This window comes from Mesorhizobium sp. M9A.F.Ca.ET.002.03.1.2 (genome assembly GCF_003952365.1).
GTDB lineage: Bacteria > Pseudomonadota > Alphaproteobacteria > Rhizobiales > Rhizobiaceae > Mesorhizobium.
In genome coordinates, this window is the sequence record NZ_CP034443.1 from 2424647 (window position 1) to 2445536 (window position 20890).

Genomic DNA, 20890 nt, shown 5'->3' on the forward strand with positions numbered 1-20890 from the left:
TGCCCCCGGGACACCTGAAGGGCAAAGCGCCCTCAGATGGCCGCGGGAGTAGCGTTTCCAAACGGTCTCAGCGCGGCAGCACGCTCGATCCCATCAGCGCCTCGTCGATCGAACGCGCTGCCTGACGGCCCTCGCGGATCGCCCAGACGACCAGCGATTGACCGCGGCGCACATCGCCCGCTGCATAGAGCTTTTCGACGCTGGTCTTGTAGTCGCGATCATTGGCCTCGACGTTGTTCGAGCGGCGGCTGTCGATGGCGATCTTCATCTGGCCAGCCAGCTCCGACACCGGCCCGACCGCGGCCGGCCCGGCAAAGCCGATAGCGATGAAGGCCAGATCCGCGCGGATGACGAATTCCGTGCCGGCGATCGGCTTGCGCTTTTCATCGACCTCGCAGCATTTGACGCCGGTCAACGCGCCGTCCTCGCCGATGAATTCGAGCGTCGCCACCTGGAACTCGCGCTCGGCGCCTTCCGCCTGCGAGGACGAGGTGCGCATCTTCGTCGCCCAGTAGGGCCAGACCGAAAGCTTGTCCTCCTTTTCCGGCGGCTGCGGCCGGATGTCGAGCTGGGTGACACGAACGGCGCCCTGGCGGAAGGCGGTGCCGACGCAGTCGGACGCGGTGTCGCCGCCGCCGACGACGACGACATGCTGGCCGCCGGCGACGATCGGCGGCGACGGCCACGCCACCGACTGGATCGGCTCGCCGCCGATGCGCTTGTTCTGCTGCACCAGGTAAGGCATCGCGTCATGCACGCCATCGAGATCGTCGCCGGGAATGTTGGCCGGGCGCGGCGTTTCCGAACCGCCGCAATAGAGCACCGCATCATATTCGGCGAGCAGTTCCGCCACCGGCTTGTCGACGCCGACATTGATCCCGCAATGGAAGCTCACGCCCTCGCCTTGCATCTGCTCGATGCGCCGGTCGATGTAGTGCTTCTCGATCTTGAAGTCGGGGATGCCGTAGCGCATCAGCCCGCCCGGCCGGCTCTCGCGCTCATAGACGTGAACGTCGTGACCGGCGCGGCCAAGCTGCTGGGCGGCCGCCATGCCGGCCGGCCCCGAGCCAATGATTGCGACGCGCCTGCCGGTTTTCCTTTCCGGCGGATAGGGCCGGATATGACCGGTTTCATAGGCCTTGTCGGCGATTGCCTGCTCGATCGTCTTGATGGCGACCGGAATGTCCTCGAGGTTCAGCGTGCAGGCTTCCTCGCAAGGTGCCGGACAGATGCGGCCGGTGAATTCCGGGAAATTATTGGTCGAATGCAGGTTGCGGATCGCATTGTCCCAGTCGCCATTGTAGACGAGGTCGTTCCAGTCCGGGATTTGGTTGTGGACCGGGCAGCCGGTCGGCCCGTGACAGTACGGAATGCCGCAATCCATGCAGCGCGCGGCCTGTTTCTCGACCTCCTTGTCCGACATCGGCAGCGTGAACTCGCGAAAATGCCGGATGCGGTCGGAAGCCGGCTGGTACTTGTGCACCTGCCGGTCGATCTCGAGAAACCCTGTTACCTTGCCCATAGTCCAGTCCCTGCTGTCCAGATGGCGCGCTCGACGACGCACCCGTTAACCTCATAAGGCAGCCATGGCAACCTTCAGTCCGAGGCCAGGATTGTTGATGAAGGCATCGACCGGGAAGCTTTGCTTCCCGGCAAATCCCAAAGCCTATTCCGCCGCAACGCCCATGCGCATGCGTTCCATTTCGATCAGCGCGCGGCGGTATTCGACCGGCATGATCTTCCGGAATTTCGGCCGGAAAGTCGCCCAGTTGTCGAGGATCTCGCGGCCGCGCACCGAACCCGTGTAATGGACGTGGTTCGAGATCAGCTGATAGAGCCGCTCCTCATCATGGCTGGTCATGTCGCCGGACACGTCGACGCGGCCTTTGTGATCGAGGTCGCCGCCATGATGGAGCAGTTTCTCCATCAGGTCGTCTTCTTCGGGAACGGGTTCCAGTTCGACCATCGCCATGTTGCAGCGCTCGGCGAAATCACCCACCTCGTCGAGCACATAGGCGACGCCGCCCGACATGCCGGCGGCAAAGTTGCGGCCGGTCTGGCCGATGACGACGACAATGCCGCCGGTCATGTACTCGCAGCCATGGTCGCCAACGCCTTCGACGACGGCGGCGACGCCCGAATTGCGAACCGCAAAACGCTCGCCGGCGACGCCGCAGAAATAGGCCTCGCCCTCGGTCGCGCCGTAGAGCACCGTGTTGCCGACGATGATCGACTCCGCGGCGACGATCTTCGTGTTCTCAGGCGGGCGAATGACGATGCGTCCGCCCGACAGGCCCTTGCCGACGTAGTCGTTGGCGGCACCGACCAGCTCGAACGAAACCCCACGCGCTAGGAAGGCGCCGAAGGACTGGCCGGCGGTACCGTTGAGCTTCACCGAGATCGTGTCCTCGCGCAGGCCCTTGTGCCTGAAGCGCTTTGCCACTTCGCCCGACAGCATGGCGCCGGTCGAACGGTCGACATTGCGGATCGGCAGCTCGATGCTGACCGGCTGCCGGGCTTCGAGCGCCGGCTTGGCGAGTTCGATCAGCTTGCGGTCGAGCACGTCGTCGATCGGATGCTTCTGCCGCTCGGTCCAGTGCACCGCCTCATGCGGCGCATCCGGCTTGAAGAACATCTTGCCGAAATCGAGCCCGCGCGCCTTCCAGTGCTGGATCAGCGCCCGCTTCTCCAGGAGTTCGGTGTCGCCGATGATCTGGTCGAGATGGGTGTAGCCCATCTCGGCGAGCAGCGCCCGCACCTCTTCCGCCACATAGAAGAAGAAGTTGATGACGTGTTCCGGCGTGCCTTTGAAGCGCTTGCGCAACACCGGATCCTGCGTCGCGACGCCGACCGGGCAGGTGTTGAGATGGCACTTGCGCATCATGATGCAGCCGGCCGCGATCAGCGGCGCGGTCGAGAAGCCGAATTCGTCGGCGCCAAGCAGCGCGCCGATGACGACGTCGCGGCCGGTGCGCAGGCCGCCATCGACCTGCAGCGCGACGCGCGACCTGAGGCCGTTGAGCACCAGCGTCTGGTGCGTCTCGGCAAGGCCCATTTCCCACGGGCTGCCGGCGTGCTTGAGCGAGGTCAGCGGCGATGCGCCGGTGCCGCCGTCATAGCCGGAAATGGTGATGTGATCGGCGCGCGCCTTGGCGACGCCGGCCGCAACCGTGCCGACACCGACTTCCGAGACCAGCTTGACCGAGACATCAGCCGCCGGGTTGACGTTCTTGAGGTCGTAGATGAGCTGCGCCAGATCCTCGATCGAGTAGATGTCGTGATGCGGCGGCGGCGAGATCAGGCCGACGCCGGGCGTCGAATGCCTGACCTTGGCAATGGTGGCATCGACCTTGTGGCCGGGCAGCTGCCCGCCCTCGCCGGGCTTCGCGCCTTGCGCGACCTTTATCTGCATCACATCGGAGTTCACCAGATACTCCGCCGTGACGCCAAAACGCCCGGAAGCGACCTGCTTGATCGCCGAACGCTCGGGGTTCTTGCCGCCGTCCGGCAGCGGCAGGTAACGGTCGGCCTCTTCGCCGCCCTCGCCGGTGTTAGACTTGCCGCCGATCGTGTTCATGGCGCGGGCCAGCGTGGTGTGCGCTTCCCTGGAGATCGAGCCAAAGGACATCGCTCCGGTCGAGAACCGTTTGACGATATCGGCCGCCGACATGACCTCGTCGAGCGCGACCTTCTTGCGCCCGGTTTCTTCGGCCAGCCTGATCTTGAACAGGCCGCGAATGCTCTGCGCCCGCGCCGTCTCGCTGTCGATCTGAGCGGAATAGTCCTTGAACGTCTGCCACGATCCCTGGCGCACGGCGTGCTGCAGGGTGGCCACCGCATCGGGCGACCAGATATGCGCTTCGCCGCGCATGCGGAACATGTATTCGCCGCCGACCTCGAGGCTGTTGCGCAGCACCGGGTCGTTGCCGAAGCCGTCGGCGTGGCGGCTGACCGTTTCGGCCGCGATCTCTTCCAGCCCGACGCCTTCGATCAGCGTCGCGGTGCCGGTGAAATATTTTTGCACGAAGTCGGTCTTCAGCCCGATGGCGTCGAAGATCTGCGCGCCGCAATAGGACTGGTAGGTCGAGATGCCCATCTTCGACATCACCTTGAGAATGCCCTTGCCGATCGACTTGATGTAGCGGGAGACGACCTCATTGGCGTCGACTTCGGCCGGCAGCTCGCCGCGCTTGTGCATGTCGAGCAGCGTGTCGAAGGCGAGATAGGGATTGATCGCCTCGGCGCCATAGCCCGCAAGGCAGCAGAAATGATGCACCTCGCGCGGTTCGCCGGACTCGACGACCAGCCCCACCGACGTGCGCAATCCCTTGCGGATCAAATGATGGTGGACCGCCGCCGTCGCCAGCAATGCCGGGATGGCGATGCGGTCCGGCCCGAGCTGACGGTCGGACAGGATGATGATGTTGTAGCCGCCGGCGACCGCCGCCTCGGCGCGCTCACACAGCCGGTCGATGGCGCCCTGCATGCCGGCCGCGCCTTCGTTCGAAGCATAGGTGATGTCGATCGTCTTGGTGTCGAAACGGTCCTCGGTGTGACCGATGGAGCGGATCTTCTCAAGATCACCATTGGTCAGGATCGGCTGGCGCACTTCGAGCCGCTTGCGACGCGAATTGCCGACGAGATCGAAGATGTTCGGCCTCGGCCCGATGAACGACACCAGGCTCATCACCAGTTCCTCGCGGATCGGGTCGATCGGCGGGTTGGTGACCTGGGCGAAGTTCTGCTTGAAATAGGTGTAGAGCAGCTTCGATCTGTCCGACATCGCCGAAATCGGCGTGTCGGTGCCCATCGAGCCGACCGCTTCCTGGCCGGTGGTCGCCATCGGCGACATCAACAGCTTGGTGTCTTCCTGGGTAAAGCCGAACGCCTGCTGGCGATCGAGCAGGCTGACGTCCCTGCGCAGCGCCCGCGGCTCGACCGGCTTCAGGTCTTCGAGGATGAGCTGGGTGTTGGCGAGCCAGCTCTTGTAGGGATGCCTGGTCGCGATCTCCGACTTGATCTCCTCGTCGGAAACGATGCGACCCTTCTCCAGGTCGATCAGCAGCATGCGGCCGGGCTGCAGCCGCCACTTCTTGACGATCCTTTCCTCCGGCACCGGCAGCACGCCGGCTTCCGAGGCCATGATGACGCGATCGTCGTCGGTGACGATGTAGCGCGCCGGGCGCAGCCCGTTGCGGTCGAGCGTGGCGCCGATCTGGCGGCCGTCGGTGAAGGCCACCGCCGCCGGCCCGTCCCACGGCTCCATCAGGGCGGCGTGGTATTCGTAAAAGGCCTTGCGATCTTGATCCATCAGCTTGTTGCCGGCCCAGGCCTCGGGGATCAGCATCATCATCGCGTGGGCGAGCGAGTAGCCGCCCTGCGTCAGGAATTCGAGCGCATTGTCGAAACAGGCGGTGTCCGACTGCCCCTCATAGGAGATCGGCCACAGCTTGGAGATGTCGTTGCCGAACAGTTCGGAATCGACCGAGGCCTGCCGCGCCGCCATCCAGTTGACGTTGCCGCGCAGCGTGTTGATCTCGCCATTGTGGGCGACCATGCGATAGGGATGCGCCAGCTTCCACGACGGGAAGGTGTTGGTCGAGAAACGCTGGTGGACGAGGATCAGCGCCGTCTCGAAACGCGGATCGGTCAGATCCTTGTAATAGGCGCCGACCTGATAGGCCAGGAACATGCCCTTGTAGACGATGGTCCGCGATGACATCGACACGACGTAGAAGCCATTGTCGACGCCCTTGGTCTCTTCATGGATACGACCGGAAATGACCTTGCGCAGGATGTAGAGCCGCCGTTCGTAATCGTCGTCGCTCTCGATCTCGGCGCCACGACCCAGAAACACCTGCCGCTGGACCGGTTCTGAAGCAGCGATATCAGGCGCCTTTGACAGCGATGAATTGTCGACCGGCACGTCGCGAAAGCCGAGCAGCGGCTGGCCTTCGAGCTGCGCGACCTCGGCGATGATGCCTTCGATATGCGCCTGAAGCTCAGGATCGCGCGGCATGAACACATGGCCGACGGCGTAATGGCCGGGTTTTGGCAGTTCGACCCCCTGGCTGGCCATCTCCTCGCGGAAGAAGCGGTCGGGAAGCTGCACCAGCACGCCGGCGCCGTCGCCCATCAGCGGGTCGGCGCCGACGGCGCCGCGATGCGTCAGATTTTCGAGCACCGCCAGGCCGTCCGTGACGATCTGATGCGACTTGACGCCCTTCATATTGACGATGAAGCCGACGCCGCAGGCATCGTGCTCGTTGCGCGGATCGTAGAGGCCGTGGGCGGCGAACCCGGTAGGGGTCCGCCCGATCCTGGTCAGGCCAGTGGCGATGGACGGATTTTTGACGGCTGGCGCTTTCGTCTGCGCGGCCGGGCCGTTCGTCGCAGATGGCGTCACTTCCGTCATCGTCCTGTCCTCCGTTCTTGCCTGGCGCAGAGACAGGCGGTCGGCTGCGTCCCCCGTCTTCCCGGGATCGGTGGGCAGCGCCGAGCTTCATGTTGCCAGCCTTACTCCAGTGCCATCTTTGACGGGTCCGGGAGACCCTTAGCGGCAGTATGTTTTGGTGAGTTGATCAGGCACGTCTTCTCCTTGCTCGGTCACGTGTTTGCGGATAACGGCGAGGCTGGGCTGGACGCCTGGGCCGGCCTATTTGTACAACCACGTCAGGGAAATGGACGAATTGGCCAGTAAGCCATTCGACTATCGCCCCTCTTTGGTTTCCTCCTTGGCCGCCCCCTTTCACCTTTTGGGAAAATCCTCTTGCGGAGCCACACAGAGAGCGCCGTAACAAACCTTCTCACCCTTGTAGTTGGCCAGAGCCTGCAGCAACTCGGGTAGAAGGTGCTGTTTCAGGTCGTCCGAGACAGGCTCCGGACCCTCCAGCGCTTTCAGTGTCTGCTCGAGCAACTCGATGGCGCGATCTTTGTTGCCGCTCTCATGATAGTACTGAGCGACCACCGGATAAGACAGGAACTTAGAGCCGCCGCCTTGCGGCAGTGCCACGATGTGTTTGGACAGCTCTTCGCCCATCGCGAAGCGCTCAGCAGACGGAAAGCCGGAATAATCAAAGCCCGGCGCGAAGAGTTGGTATAGCGCCCAATACATCCATCCCTCGGACTTTCTGTCGATCGCGTCGCGAACGAATTGGCGCATTACGGGCAAGCCGGCCTGCATGTCGCGCATTCTGTGAAGCAACAGATTGACATGACTCACTCGGAAGTTGAGTTTGTCCGGTATCAAGGCGATGCCTTCTTCAATCGCCGAGAGCGCCGTCTTCCAATCCTCGGCCTCCATTGCCGGCCGAAGTTTGTCGTATATGGGCTTGGTCAGCGCTTGTTCGCGCGCTATGGTTTCGCCTTCCGCAATCCGCTCCGTATCGGCGGATTTTGCCTGATCGCTGGTGCGCCAGCTGCCGTTAAGCACCTTCGGCAAAACCTCATCGAGTTGCGTCGGATGACCGATAAAGGCGATGTGGCCGTCTCGGTCGACCACGAACGAGGTCGGGACCCCGTAAGAAAAGCTGGGCTCCATCCAAAGCTTGTCCATTTCGCCTGTGGAGTCGAATGCGATCCGATAGTTCAGATTCGGGAATTTTTCGGTCAACCAAGCGTCCAACGTGCTTCGGGCCTCGTCGGCCGTTGGAGCGTCTTCAGAAGCCGCGACTCCGACGATCTCAACGCCGTTGTCCTTGTATTTCTCCTGCAACTGGATCAGATGGGGCATCCCGTCCACACACGGGCCGCACCAAGTTGCCCAAAATTCGACTATGCACACTTTGCCGGGCTCAAAGCTGGTGAGGGGCTCGCCACGCAGCCAGTTCTCGACTTTAATCGAAGGAGCCGGGGACTCCATCTGCAATACCACGTTGCGGTCCAAAGCTATTTCCAAAGGTTTCTGCACGAGCTGGTTTCCTCTCAGAGACGGCACACGGGTTCAGGGAGGAGCGGATCGCTCGTCTTGCCCCATTGAGTGCAGTCACAGTCACTCAGTCTCAAAAGCCATGCCAACGCGCTCAGCGCGCAGTTAGCGCCCATTGCTTCGAAAAACCTCGACAGTGCCCAGATGTTGGTTGTAATGAACCTGACATTTGTCTGACGCTGTCAGCTTTTGGACACGCGATCACGCGCTTCGTGCCGCCAGAAGGCCAGGCCGAGCCCTGTGTTGCCAGCGGTCGCTTCGATGATTGTACCGCCCCGCGCGAGCTGGCCACGCTGTTCGGCATTAACGATCATCGACAACGCAATGCGATCCTTGATCGATCCGCCGGGATTCTGGCTTTCGAGCTTGACGAAGAGACGACACCTGCCGGTATCGAAGCTCTTCAGTTCGACGACCGGCGTCTCCCCAATCAGATCGAGCACTGACGCAAATGGCGGACGCAGGCGAGAGGACGCCTTTGTCGACGGTCGGCGGAACATCTCGAGGCTCATGCGGCTGCGGTCTCCAGAATGTCGGCATAGTGCCGTTGCGCAGCATCGGGATGCGAGCGCAGTCGGCTCTTCAGCAGTTGCGGAACAGTGCATTGTCGGGGTCGCTGGCGGGGCACCCGCTTCGGCAGCCGTTCAGGCGGCAGGTCAAGAAACCGTATGTCGGCATCAAGCCGCGCGCCGAAGAAGAAGGGAATCGAAACAGTGCCCTTCGAAAGACCCAGGGCAACGGAAATCATTGCATCGGGCGAGTTCATGCGCCTGAAGCAGCGCTGCCTGCAACTGCTTCATAGCGACAGGCGGGCGAGACTCTAGCGAGGCTTTCGCCGCTTGGTTGATTGAGGCTCTCGACGAAGCCACCAAGATTCGGCGGCCGATAATAGCTTGCTGCTCATTGGGACGTCGACCAACGCCGGGATTGAGAAAGGCAACCCTGCCCCACAAGGCGGGTGTCACACGTGCGGTGCGTCCGCTCGTCACGCCGGATGGTTTTTGAGACCTGGGTTCACGGCTAATCAGATGCACCCCTGTCGTCGTTTCGGTGCAGGCCGCCAGGGGGGCGTGTTGCAGCAGCTTGCAATTAGTTTCGCCACTACGGGGCGTGCGAGCACGGGGCTGCACAATGAGATCATATGCCGGCGTGGAGACCAAGGTGTGGCGCAGCCTTAGAGAACTCAACACCGAGACCGGAGCAACGGAGACTGCTCTTTCGTCGAGCCAGTTTAATTTAGAACATTCTTTCTATAGTTTACGTCAATTATCCTGTTCGATAGCTCTGTCGACTAGCGATGAGACTTTTCAACGCAGCGCGGACATCCGCTGGCCGGATGTGACTTGCTATCCCTTTCAAGATCAAACAGGAGAACCCATGAGCAGTCCAGTCCTTGTCAACCGGACCATTCTTGACTCCGACGTTGTACCGCTGACCAGCCGTGTCGGAGCTGAAATCAGAGGCGTTCGCCTTGGCGGAGACCTTTCGGACGCAGCGATAGCAGCCATCAACCAGCTTCTTCTAAAGCACAAGGTGATCTTCTTCCGCGGCCAGGAGCATCTCGACGATGCGGAGCAGGAATTGTTCGCGCGGCGTCTGGGTGACCTTGTACCTCATCCCACGCAGGGGCCGGCAGCCGGCACGGCCTCAATCCTCAATCTCGATTCCGGCCGTGGCGGTGGCAGGGCAGACCAGTGGCATACCGATGTGACTTTCGTCGATGCCTATCCGAAATTCTCGGTCCTACGTGGCGTCGTCATTCCGGCGGCGGGGGGCGACACGATCTGGTCCAACACGCACGCCGCGTACGAGAATCTGCCGGCGCCGCTCAAAATATTGGCGGACAATCTGTGGGCTATTCATAGCAATGCCTACGACTACGCAGCCGTGCGCCCGCGCGCCACAGCCGAAGAGAAGAGGCACTTCGAGGAAGTCTTCACATCGACGATCTACGAGACCGAGCATCCGGTCGTGCGCGTCCATCCGGAAACCGGGGAGAAGTCGCTGCTGCTCGGCAATTTCGTGCAGCGCCTCGTCGGCCTTTCCAAGAGCGATTCCGCCAAACTCTACGAGGTGTTCCAGTCCTACGTCACTGCCCCGGAAAATACCGTGCGGTGGCGCTGGCAAGTAAGCGACGTCGCTATCTGGGACAACCGTGCTACCCAGCATTATGCGGTCAACGATTATGGCGACCAGCACCGGGTTGTGCGTCGCGCTACGGTTGACGGTGACGTTCCGATCGGCGTCGACGGTCGCCGCAGTATAACCCGTGTCAAGGCAGCCAAGCCGGCGGCGAAGGCAGCCTGACCGTCTGAACAGGGTAAAGATGAAAACTTCGTATCGCCGCGGCCATATCGCGCTGCTTAACCGCCCCACAAAGCCTTATGATTTCCGAGAAGCAAGGCGAGTTGCGGGCTCGAGGCTTGGCCCGAAATCGAGGTCCTGCAGCGTGGCGCATGGCTCGAGTCGCTGCTCGTGGCCCCGCTGCAGCGGTACAGGTCCCCCACCGCCCCACCATCTCGCCCGCCCTGCACCTCGGATAGCGATCATTCACCGTTTGTTCATTATGATAGCGCACGATCATAACTGGACATGCTGGTATCTCGTACATGCCTGAAGGCCCTGCGCGCCGACCCAGCGCCGGGGCCTTTTTACTTCCGCAAAATCGATTCCAGCAACGCGAATGGCAGGACACGGCGCTGGTTTCGCCGCGCGAGAAGGTCGAGATCGCCTTCGTCGCCGACAATCCCGGCAATTGGATGTTCCACTGCCACGTTCTCGAACACCAGGCGGCCGGTCGCCTGACCAGTCCACAAGCCGAAGGAGAAGCAAAAATGTCCAATACCCTGATAGCTCTTGTCCTCGCCCGATCCTGTCAGGCGCCGCTCCGGCGTTCGCCGGCGAAAGGACGTCACGCTCTACAAGAACCCGCAATGCGGCTGCTGCGAAGGTTATGCCGGCTATTTGCAGGAAACGGCTTCGCTGTCACCGTCAAGGCCGACGCACGACCTTTTCGCCATGAGCCGCGAAGAGGGCATTCCGCCGGAAGCCGATGGCTGCCTTCTCTCGTTCATCGACGGCTATGTGGTGAGCGGCCATGTGCCGGTCGGCACGGTCAACAAGCTCTTGACCGAGCGGCCCGACATCAACGGGCATGACGCTGCCCGGCATGCCGATGGGCTCCCCCGGCATGAGTGGCACGAAGGAAGCGCCCTTCGAGATTCTCGAAATCCGGAAGTCTGACGGGACCGGCGGCGTCTACGCCACGGAATAGGAGGCTTCGATGATGGAATGCATGAGCGGCATGATGATGTTCGGCATGGGCCTGGTGTGGCTGCTTGTCGTCGTCGTGCTCGTCCTCGGGGCGGCCGCGCTGATCAAGTACCTGTTCTCCAGCGGCGGCAAAGGAGAAGGGCGTCGGTCCTCTTATCGATGCGTGGCCGCGGCAGGCCACGGATTGGTCTGGACATTGCCTTGGCTCGCCAACCGGATGGCCGGTGGCGGCGCCCCGGCCGCGGCGATAGCGCTAGGCAAGACGGTTTTAGCCAGGCGAAGGTCAGCGCGATTGGAAAGCCCGCTGCCTTCGGGACGCATGCCGGCGCCGGGACCGGCCGCGGTCGTCGGCGGCGGCTACCAGAGCGACATGCCGGGCTTCGGGAATGTCCTCACCGACGAGGAGATCCGGGCCGTTCTGGCCTTCATCAAAAGCACATGGCCCGAGCGGGAACGCGCCTATCAGGCAGATGAGCCGCCGGGAGCGGGAGCAGACACAGTGAGACCAATCCTAGCCGCGGAGCCCTCGAACGCCCCCAACCGGAATGCATTGTCCATGAAAGCGAAACCGTCGCTTGCGATTCAATTTCTGGCGCTGATCCTCGCGACCTCCGCGCTGGCCCACCATCCGGGCGCCGATCTCGACAAGATGATGGACAGCGCGGAGAGGTTCTTCCAGGCGATCGACGAGCAGGCCGCGCCGCCTTTCGAACTGGCCGACGCGGACGGAAGGGCCGTCCGCCTTTCCGATTTCTCCGACAAGATCGTGGTGCTCTACTTCATGACGAGGTAACCTTGGAAGAAGAACGCGACGGCCACTGGCGGCAGGATGGCAAGCACGCTGGCCGCAAAAAGCGGCCCATACTCATAGAAGCGGGCCGGTTCTGTCGCAAATCGTGCTTTTGGCCACAACTGGACGCTTTCGCGCGCTTATGGACCAGCTCACAGTGTCCAACAACGCAAGCAGATGACAGGGCTCGACGTGCCCCGGGGTGGCGCCCTACTTCCACGCTCGCACTGTCACACTCCCGCCGAAAGGCGGGTTTAGTGAGTTATGGCAGTGACTGTGCCTCCAGTCAAAACGTCGAGTTTCGCGGCAACTTCGACGCTTTCCTTAGCTGACTTGCCCAAAACCAGCGCGGCCAAAGCATACTGCTTGCCGCTCCCGATGGCATAATATTCACCTTTCACGGGATCACTTGGCAGCCAATTGCCGTCCAACAGTACGGCTTCCCCATTTTTGCGCACTATCAGCGCCTCAAAGTCAAAATTGTCGTTGTTGCGCGGCACAGGAATATCAGAAACATCCATGCCCTTCTCAACCCAGTCTCGAACGGCCTTTGGAATACCCAAGGACGAAGAGGAAACGCCGATGAGTGTGCCGTCGCATAAGCGAAACACCTTCGTTTTCTCACCGACGGATACTGAGTCAAAACCCAAGGCTCGGCCGTCGCCAGCCATGGTTCCGTTCCTGTAAGCTATTGTTGTCATTGGCACCCTTCCATCGCTACATCAAACTTCAGGACCTTGCGCATGTCCCCTGTGTCAAGGTCACTGACCGACGGCCTATTTGCCTGATACACGATACAGGCTGCGCTCCTTGAGTTCGCGCACGGGTGGCCGTCATCTTGCCGCCTTCGCGCAATGCCTTGAACAGGCCGAGTCTGTCCCCCAGCGGGAATGACAACCACCTCCATGTCGTTGAAAAGCAGGAAATCCGTCACTTTGCCTCGTCGGTAACGGGCGGAGCCGGAGCGGTCGTCACCGGGCAAGCGCGGTCGCAGCCCGTCAGACATCGATGGCTCCGGTTGTGGTGACGGGGAGGGCGATAAGCAAGTTCGGGCCAAGTGATTGTTCCGCGGCTGTATGTTTTGGTGAGGTGATCATGCGACTTCTTGTTGGTCGGTCACGTGTTTGCGGATAACCAGCATGCGCTGTGCCAAATGAGAAAACCATTTAAAGTCAATCCAGCAGATCTGACTGTATTTCGACATTGTCGGAAATTGGACATCGCCGAACGCGAGCGCTCGGGGCTTGTGATGATACTTGGGCGTGCTTCGGAGGAGGGATGCGCCTCGTACCGGCCGCGAAGCCTTCCTGCATTTAAGGCGCCAGATCAATTGAACGCGCATACCAGTCAGCCGGCCCGTCGTTTAGCCCAAATGGCGATCCATCTCAGCGCGCTCACGCCATCCACCTTTCTGCGCGACCCAAGCTAAACACGCTCGGCGATGATTAGGATACCGACTACATCTGGACCCGCCCGGCCCTGCTCGCCTGCGAGACTTGAGGCGTTCGTCGATCGGATAGAGGTTTCGATTCAGGAGACGTGCTTCGTGATGCGGCCATGATAGGCCGGTCCCTCACCGACTGCCGCACGCTCGGAAGAAGCCAAGGTAGGCGACAAGCCTCTGTGGATCGCTGAAGCGCCGAATGTTGCCGATTGCCGCGGCAACGTTCGCACCCACGGTGACGTCGGAGGCAACGTCATCAGGCGACGGATTGTCGGATCCTAGTGGGCATGCACCGCGATATCCGCCTCGACCACCGTCAACGCCTCGTTGATCTGATTGATCAAGCCGAGGTGGCACTCGATGGCGGCGCGCTCAAGGAGCAGCATGAGCTAACACCTACTCCTAGCGCCGCTCCTGGAGTCCTATTTCCGCCGGCGCCTGACGAAGCAGCGCAATGCGACTCCCGCGACCGTGGCCAGCTATCGCGATGCCTTGCGCATGCTGATCCTCTTTGCCGCCGCCCGATTGCGGAAGAAGCCGGGGGCGTTGGCGCTCGAAGAGCTGATCGAGATCTCGTTCTCGCTTTTCTCGACGAACTCGAGGAGAAGCGGAACAATTCCGTCACCACGCGCAACGCCCGCTTGGCCGCGATCCGATCTTTCTTCCGCCACGTCGCTGCCGCCGACCCAGCATCCTTCGGCGTCGCCCAACGCGTGCTGACGATTCCCATTAAACGGACGCACATTGACGTGACGTACCACCTCACCACGGCCGAAGTGGACACCCTCATCGCGGCGCCCGATCCAAAGACGCCCCGTGGTCGGCGCGACCGAGCCTTTCTGCTCTTCTTGGCACGAACCGGCGCCCGGGCCTCCGAAGCCACCGGCGTCAACGCAAACGACCTTCAGTTGGAGCGGCCGCACCCACAAGTGCTGCTGCGCGGCAAAGGGCGTAGAGACCGCGTCGTCCCCATTGCTAAGGACCCGGCTGCGGGCGCTGACATCCTTGTTGAGCGAGCGCGGGATCGCCCATCACGAGCCGCGACCGATATTCCTCGGCGCCCGCAACGAGCGCCGGGCCTACCAGACCGGCTTTGGCCGACAAGCCCATATCGCCGCACATCTTCCGGCACTCCCTCGCCATGAAGCTTCTCCAGTCCGGCGTGGACCTTTTGACGATCCAAGCCTGGCTCGGGCATGCACGGGTCGCCACGACCCACCGCTATGCCACAGCGGATGTAGAGATGATGCGCAATGGACTCGAGAAGGCGGGCGTCACCGGCGATCACGGCGTGCGTTTCCGACCAAATGACTCCGTTCTGCAACTGCTGAACTCCATCTGAATGTTTATGTGGCGGAGGCAAGCTGGGTTTGGCCGGTCCGAAGGGGTCAGGGCGGCTCCGCCACATAATCTCGCCCGACGCATAAATGCGGATCCCGGCCCAATGTCTCCTGAACCTGCAGAGCGAGACGCTGCATTCCGCGACGCATATCGGTCCGGCCCACCGCCAACCAGATCCGCACCTGGCTCGGGACCGGGATCATGAAACGCCCCGCGCCTTCACCATCGCCGCTGCCAGTGTTGGCGGCGTGGTCAGTGGAATCCGCAGCCGCACCTTGCCGGCGACCTCCAGCTCGATCACCACTGGCGGCGGGAGCGGCTGGGCGCGTTCGTCAAGAACGTCTTCAGTTGCCGGCTGCCCGGTCTCAGGTCGAAACAGCTTGTTGCGCCAGTATCGGCTGCTGGGGCGCGACGCTGTTCGCTGTGTCACAGGAAGAAAAGAAGGTCACCTTGGAGCTCAGGTAAGTCGCCCTTCGGGCTTTTTGCCTATGGCGGCAAAGGGCTCAAGCAAGCCCGAGCTTTTTCCTGAGCTCGGCGTTTTCTTTCCGGAGCCGGTCAGCGAGGAGCTTCTTCAGACGGGCGTTCTCTTCTTCAAGCTTCACAAGATCCTTGAGCTCATCGCTCTGTGTTGTCTGCCCAGCAGCCCTTTTCCAGTGATAGTACGTCTGTTCCGATATTCCAGCGTTCTGAACGGCTGCCTTGATACTCTCTCCCCGTCCGATCTGCTTCTCGATCTCGCCGAGCTTCTGGGCACGCTCGTTCTCAGAGTAATTTCTCCGCGCTGCCCGGACTGTAGGCGAAGCGATCGCTTTAGATGAAGACGCCTGAAGAGCCGAGTTGGCGGCTCTGGTTCGTATAGCACCTGCGCGCTGCGCGGTCCGCTTCCGCGTCTTCGGCGCCTTTATATCGGGTGTCTGTTCCTTCACGGGCACCTCGCCTGCTGCCTGGGTTGCCTCAGTTTCCTTAAGGTTGGACATCAGAAACTCCCTGCGATTTCAAACATCTATTCTAGCACGCAGCATCTAGAACTTATGGGCTTTGTCAACTGCGGCCACAAAACCGTGCTCGCCAATGTCGCCGTCCGACGCGTTAACATGATGCCAGTAACTGCGGCAATGCAATCGGTTCGCAATCCGCAACAAAGAGTATCGGCTGGATGTGCACGACGCCCCAGTCTCTGAAACAGCGTAGCCGCCCGGTAAGAGCCGCTTTCAGTCTGCCTTAGAAACAAGGTGGTCGGTCGCCACTCCCGCGCATACTATCCGTCTACTCTTGCTCCTCGCACGGCGCCAGGTCCTCGTCATCGATGCCGGGCAGCGTCGCAGCGGCTAAGCCAGCCACTCGCATTGCTCCCTGACAGGATGGTGCCGATCCTGCTGAGATCGCATGCTGGCGCGACGTTGCTTTGCAGCCACCGTCGCGCCTGCCCGTGAACTGTCCGCGCCTGTGGTCATGCTCGCCTTGACACCCTCGATGGGTCCATCCGGGATGGTCAACCATCCGGAACATAGCGGGCAGGCGGGCATCTTCACCAGCAGTCTCTGTGTCGCTCTCGTGGCGGCAAACAAGATCGAGGCTGGCGGGGTGATGATCAACGGTCCTCGAACCATCGATTTTGATCGCGGTGGCCGTTCAGTGTGTTCAAACACGAGGCGCCGTTAGACGGCACCGCAGCATCATAGCGAAGTGCCATGCAGGACGACTCCCTGCAGCATCGTCTCGCGCAGCCAAACACTTGCCGGATCACTGTTGTGAACGGCCGGGCGTTTGACGGCCTGTGACGCGAAAAGGCAACGGAAGATCTAGCATTTATGGGGGAAATGTTGTTCGGAGTGCTTGACCAGAAGGAAGGGCATGACTGCCTATTGCCCGACCCGGCAAGGCCGCACTCATGACCGGCTGGGCTCATCCTGCATGCCGCGCCCGTGAGGTTACTTGTCGGAAGTGCGTCGAGCACAACGACGAGATGTAGTTCACGATCTTTGAAACGCGTGGTCAACTATCCAAAGTGTGGATGCCTTTCATCGAAACAAACGATTTCATCAATGTTGTGGAATCCTGCATGGGCAGAAGCACCTGACGCACACCGATGCCCCACTGCCTCATGGCGTGGCGAGCGTCTTAAGAACTGCCCGAAAGGAGAACTTTCATGCGCTCTACCGGGCAGTGGAGTGCTGGGAAAGGGAGTTGCAACTGACCGGCCATGTCAAACTGTCCGACTTCTTCCGAGCCTATGGACAGACTGGGAACCTTCCACGCAAAGTCATTCGAAAGCGGCCGCAGTTGGGCCGGCGCGAGACCGGAAGCCCGCGCAATCGGCTACGACGCGCACGGTGTAGCGGCTCACATCGTCATACTGCACCTACGCCACACACCGGCCGGACCTGATCCGGCTTTATGAGCATTGGGCTTTGTCAGTCGCACAAGCGTGGTGGCTATTTTCGCGAGGCGGCGCGCCTCAGGAACGGAGCCGCGTCCAGGTCGAAACGTTGGAAAGAAAGATAGGAAACAGAATGGCCGATCAATTCGCAATGGACGTCATTGCCCTGATCAAGAAACGCGCCGAGTCGGAGAGCGGTGAGGGAATGCCTGCGTCATTCGTCGGCGAGATAACAATCGCCACGGAACTGGACGCGCTCGGGTTCGATTCGCTGGGTTTGGCGGACGTCCTCTGGGATGTGGAACAGGCCTACGGCATCAAGATCGATATGAACACGGCCGATGCCTGGTCCAATCTCAAGAATGTCGGCGACGTCGTGGACGCCGTCCGCGGCTTGCTTGCGAAGGAGGCTTGAATGGACAGGCGCGTCGTCATCACCGGAGTGGGCGGCCTGTGCGGACTGGGCACCGACGCCGCCTCTATGTGGAAAGAGATGCGCGAAGGCCGCTCCGCCATCGGCCCGCTCGTCAATTCCGAGCTTCATGACCTGGAGGGCATGACGGGCGCTGAGATCAAGGCGCTGCCCGAGCACGACATCAACCGGGGGCATCTCATCTCCATGGACCGCTTCAGCTTGCTCGCCGTGCTTGCAGCGCGCGAAGCCATGCGGCAGGCCGGACTTTCCTGCGACGAAGGGAATGCCCATCGCTTCGGCGCGACAGTGGGCGTCGGATTTACCGGTTCATACGCAACAGAACAAACTTACCGCTCACTGCTTTTGGGTAGCGCAATCCGTGCTGAACTCTTCACTGGAGTAAAGGTGATGCCCAGCGCCGCTTCCGTCCATCTTAGCTTGAGCCTCGGCTTGCGCGGGCCGGTGTTCGGGGTGACCTCCGCATGTGCCTCGGCCAACCATGCGATCGCCTCGGCGGTGGATCAGATCAAGCTGGGCCGGGCCGACGTAATGGTTTCCGGGGGCAGCGACGCGCCGTTCGCATGGGGCGTGCTGAAAGCATGGGAAGCAATGCGCGTGCTTTCACCCGATACATGCCGGCCCTTCTCCGCCGATAGGAAGGGCCTGGTGCTGGGCGAGGGTGCGGGCATGGCCGTGCTGGAAAGCTACGAGCATGCCACGAGGCGTGGTGCCACAATTCTTGCCGAGATCGCCGGCGTCGGCCTTTCCGCCGATGCCTTCCACATTGCCGCGCCATCTGTCGAGGGGCCAGCGTCGGCGATGCGCGCCTGCCTTGCCGATGCCGGGCTGAATGCCGAGGACGTCGACTACCTCAACGCGCACGGCACCGGTACCAAGAGCAATGATCAGACTGAAACGGCGGCGATCAAGCGTGTGTTTGGAAACCACGCTTATTCGATGTCCATCTCTTCCACCAAGTCCACGCACGCGCATTGCCTCGGCGCAGCGAGCGCGCTTGAAATGATCGCCTGCGTGATGGCAATCCAAGAGGACGTCGTGCCGCCGACCGCCAACTATCGCGAGCCAGATCCCGCTTGCGACCTCGACATCACACCCAATGTGCCGCGCGAGCGCAAGGTGCGCGTCGCCATGAGCAACGCCTTCGCCATGGGCGGCACGAACGCAGTTCTGGCATTCAGGCAGGTGTAGAAGCCATGCAAGACGCCTCATTTGAGGTCACCTGTCGTATCTAGCTGCTTGCCGGACCACTATGTGAAGCGAGCGCTATTGGCTGCCTCTGCGATGCGGGAATTGGCAGCGGACGTCTCACGATCAAACAGGCATCTGCTTGTAGAATTCTTTTAATCGTGAAGCGGCGCGAGTGCGCTATCCGTTGAGGTGAGCAAGGCCGGCGCCCTGGGTGAGCGCTGGTGTCGGGTGGTGGAAAGTACAGGGGGAGCTGTGTGGCCCCCTCTTTCTCGGCCTCGACGATGTGCGAAGGAGCCTGTGCGGCGAACGGGCCGACGCCCCAGGCTCAGAACCTGGGCGAACCTAACTCCCGCCAAAGGACAGCCCAGAGCTGGATACACGAAAGAGATACTGAACCCGCGAATCAGATTCTGATCAATCGTCGTGTCTGAGCTCCGCTCGGCTCTTACGGAGATAATCGCGCGGCCCGGCAACGGCCGCGCGTGCCGCGGGCGTGAGCTTTGCGCTTCGTCAGAAGTGCCTCGAGCGTGACGACGATAATTGACAAGCCATATGGAACGCATTCGCCCAGTTATCCAAAGCGTGGATACCTTTCATCTAAACAAAGGATTTTACCGTTTTTGCTGCAGGTCCCATAGAAGCGCTTCAAGTTGGAAAGATAGGTAGTTCCGATGGTTGCGTTGGATCCGAGGAGCATCATCTGGTGTGCGGGGCGTACAAAGTCAGTCGCATCTGCATTGCGGCTTGGTCTTTCGGCGGTCTCCACAAGTTACGCCCCGTTGGCACGACGCCAATTATTTAACCCATGCTTGGACATTTATCTCAACCAGACAGCTACAAGGTAAGGTCTTCCATGCGCCCGAATGTCGAGTGGAAGTTGTGCTGGGAAAATGAGTTGCAACTGGCCGACCATGTCGAACTCTCCGACTTTTTCCGAAAGACCTATGGACGGACTGGCGCCTTCAACGCAGAGCCATTCGAAGGCGGCCGCAGTTGGGCCGGCGCGAGGCCGGAATTCCGCGCAATCGGCTACGACGCGCAAGGGGTAGCGGCTCACATCGGCATGCTGCGGCGCTTCATCAGGGTTGGCGAGGTCGATTTGGTCGTCGCTGAATTGGGCCTGTACGCGGTTCGTCCGGATCTTGAAGGGCTCGGAATCAGTTTTTCGATGCGCGTGGCGTACCCAGTGCTCCATCAGTTGGGTGTTCCATTCGCTTTCGGCACGGTTCGGCACGCGCTGCGAAACCATGTCGAAAGATTCTGCAGAGCCGGCCTCGCGAACATTGTGTCGGGCGTTCGCGTACGGTCGACCCGTCCAGACGTGCATCCCGACCTGCCGCCCACACGCCTGGAAGACGTACTCGTGTTGGTTTCGCCGATCGGACGCTCGATGGACGAGTGGCCGTCCGGTACCCTGATCGACCGGAACGGTCCGGAACTATGAAGCCTCTGGACTACATATGCGAAGGGCAGAGTGACAATGCCGATGGCATTGCAGAGCGCAGCGTCTATCTGACGTTTGACGACGGTCCCAATTCATTTTTCACACCGCAGATACTCAATGTGCTGGCGCAACATCAGGTGCCGGCGACCTTCTTCGTTGTTGGGGCCTACGCGGCCGACGAGCCGGAACTCGTTCGCCGAATTATTACAGACGGGCACGGTATAGCCAACCACACGATGACTCATCCGGACCTGGCTAAATGCGGGCCCGTCGAAGTCGACCGCCAGATAGTTGAGGCAAACAGAGTCATAGGGATGGCTTGCCCGCAGGCCATGGTTCGGTACTTTCGTGCACCGTATGGCATCTGGACCGAAGAAGTAATCGCTGCATCAGCGGGTGCGGCATTGGCGCCCGTCCATTGGTCCATTGATCCACGCGACTGGTCTCGCCCCGGCGTTGACGCCATCGTCGACAGAGTGCTCGCCGATATCCGGCCGGGCGCAATCGTGCTGTTGCACGACGGGTGCGCTCCCGACGAATTGCAACCAGGCAATCAAGCCAGTCTGCGCGACCAGACGGTGACAGCGTTGTCACGCCTAATTCCAGAATTGCACGGCCGCGGATTTGTAATCCGATCACTTCCTCAACATCCCTGAACAAACAGAGA

15 protein-coding genes and 3 pseudogenes are annotated in these 20890 nt (G+C 61.2%); 11 read left to right on the top strand and 7 right to left on the bottom strand.

All coding sequences use genetic code 11. The annotated features are described in order from the left end of the window. Positions 1–67 precede the first annotated feature (67 nt). The 4 genes and pseudogenes from EJ066_RS11880 to EJ066_RS11895 form a co-directional block, all read right to left on the bottom strand. Positions 68–1522 (bottom strand): glutamate synthase subunit beta, encoded by a 1455-nt coding sequence (locus tag EJ066_RS11880; RefSeq protein ID WP_023798073.1) that lies wholly within the window; start codon positions 1520–1522, stop codon positions 68–70. Between the two features lie 144 nt (positions 1523–1666). After that, positions 1667–6415: a glutamate synthase large subunit gene (gene gltB, locus EJ066_RS11885; RefSeq protein WP_126038005.1), complete on the bottom strand. Its 4749-nt coding sequence runs from the start codon at positions 6413–6415 to the stop codon at positions 1667–1669. Between the two features lie 333 nt (positions 6416–6748). Next, positions 6749–7861: a TlpA disulfide reductase family protein gene (locus tag EJ066_RS11890; RefSeq protein ID WP_051695610.1), complete on the bottom strand. Its 1113-nt coding sequence runs from the start codon at positions 7859–7861 to the stop codon at positions 6749–6751. A 290-nt stretch (positions 7862–8151) separates the two neighbouring features. Then, positions 8152–8427: pseudogene (locus EJ066_RS11895) on the bottom strand (pyridoxal-phosphate dependent enzyme); the annotation flags it as partial. 877 nt (positions 8428–9304) lie between these two features. Between EJ066_RS11895 and EJ066_RS11900 the strand changes: the two are divergent. The 4 genes and pseudogenes from EJ066_RS11900 to EJ066_RS32545 all read left to right on the top strand — a co-directional run bounded on the left by EJ066_RS11900 (position 9305) and on the right by EJ066_RS32545 (position 11993). Then, the gene (locus EJ066_RS11900) at positions 9305–10234 is read left to right on the top strand and encodes a TauD/TfdA family dioxygenase (RefSeq protein ID WP_029356654.1); all 930 of its coding nucleotides are present in this window, start codon (positions 9305–9307) and stop codon (positions 10232–10234) included. Positions 10235–10536: 302 nt separating this feature from the next. Continuing rightward, a pseudogene (locus tag EJ066_RS11905) lies at positions 10537–10665 on the top strand (hypothetical protein); the annotation flags it as partial. Positions 10666–10783: 118 nt separating this feature from the next. Further along, positions 10784–11170 carry a DUF411 domain-containing protein gene (locus tag EJ066_RS11910; protein WP_240992590.1) on the top strand — a complete coding sequence of 129 codons (387 nt, stop codon included), beginning with the start codon at positions 10784–10786 and terminating at the stop codon, positions 11168–11170. Positions 11171–11210: 40 nt separating this feature from the next. Then, a complete protein-coding gene (locus tag EJ066_RS32545) occupies positions 11211–11993 on the top strand; it encodes a redoxin domain-containing protein (protein WP_245455122.1) in 783 nt (260 codons plus the stop codon). 251 nt (positions 11994–12244) lie between these two features. Here EJ066_RS32545 and EJ066_RS11930 read toward each other — a convergent pair whose 3' ends face one another. Then, a complete protein-coding gene (locus EJ066_RS11930) occupies positions 12245–12661 on the bottom strand; it encodes a hypothetical protein (protein WP_126038008.1) in 417 nt (138 codons plus the stop codon). A gap of 1549 nt (positions 12662–14210) precedes the next feature. Here EJ066_RS11930 and EJ066_RS31840 point away from each other — a divergent pair. Both EJ066_RS31840 and EJ066_RS32385 read left to right on the top strand, forming a co-directional pair. Then, positions 14211–14579 (top strand): tyrosine-type recombinase/integrase, encoded by a 369-nt coding sequence (locus EJ066_RS31840; RefSeq protein ID WP_254820039.1) that lies wholly within the window; start codon positions 14211–14213, stop codon positions 14577–14579. After that, on the top strand, positions 14528–14776 hold the full coding sequence (locus EJ066_RS32385; protein WP_236372574.1) for a tyrosine-type recombinase/integrase: 249 nt from the start codon (positions 14528–14530) through the stop codon (positions 14774–14776). Before EJ066_RS31840 ends, EJ066_RS32385 begins: the two co-directional genes overlap by 52 nt. Before the next feature lie 46 nt (positions 14777–14822). On the opposite strand, the gene tnpB is transcribed toward EJ066_RS32385, so the two are convergent. Together tnpB and EJ066_RS11955 are read right to left on the bottom strand one after the other, a co-directional pair. Then, positions 14823–14978: an IS66 family insertion sequence element accessory protein TnpB gene (tnpB, locus tag EJ066_RS32550; protein ID WP_084831567.1), complete on the bottom strand. Its 156-nt coding sequence runs from the start codon at positions 14976–14978 to the stop codon at positions 14823–14825. Positions 14979–15278: 300 nt separating this feature from the next. Further along, positions 15279–15752, bottom strand: a complete 474-nt coding sequence (locus tag EJ066_RS11955) for a transposase (RefSeq protein ID WP_126038011.1) — start codon at positions 15750–15752, stop codon at positions 15279–15281. Positions 15753–16924: 1172 nt separating this feature from the next. Here EJ066_RS11955 and EJ066_RS11960 point away from each other — a divergent pair. The 5 genes and pseudogenes from EJ066_RS11960 to nodB all read left to right on the top strand — a co-directional run. Then, positions 16925–17134, top strand: a pseudogene (locus tag EJ066_RS11960) (acyltransferase); the annotation flags it as partial. A 154-nt stretch (positions 17135–17288) separates the two neighbouring features. Then, positions 17289–17570: an acyl carrier protein gene (locus tag EJ066_RS11965; RefSeq protein WP_029356634.1), complete on the top strand. Its 282-nt coding sequence runs from the start codon at positions 17289–17291 to the stop codon at positions 17568–17570. Further along, positions 17571–18779, top strand: a complete 1209-nt coding sequence (locus EJ066_RS11970) for a beta-ketoacyl-[acyl-carrier-protein] synthase family protein (protein ID WP_126038014.1) — start codon at positions 17571–17573, stop codon at positions 18777–18779. It begins immediately after the preceding gene. An 853-nt stretch (positions 18780–19632) separates the two neighbouring features. Continuing rightward, on the top strand, positions 19633–20223 hold the full coding sequence (locus tag EJ066_RS11975) for a NodA family N-acyltransferase (RefSeq protein ID WP_029356629.1): 591 nt from the start codon (positions 19633–19635) through the stop codon (positions 20221–20223). Further along, positions 20220–20879 carry a chitooligosaccharide deacetylase NodB gene (nodB, locus tag EJ066_RS11980; RefSeq protein WP_091600617.1) on the top strand — a complete coding sequence of 220 codons (660 nt, stop codon included), beginning with the start codon at positions 20220–20222 and terminating at the stop codon, positions 20877–20879. Before EJ066_RS11975 ends, nodB begins: the two co-directional genes overlap by 4 nt. The last annotated feature ends 11 nt before the right edge of the window (positions 20880–20890 follow it).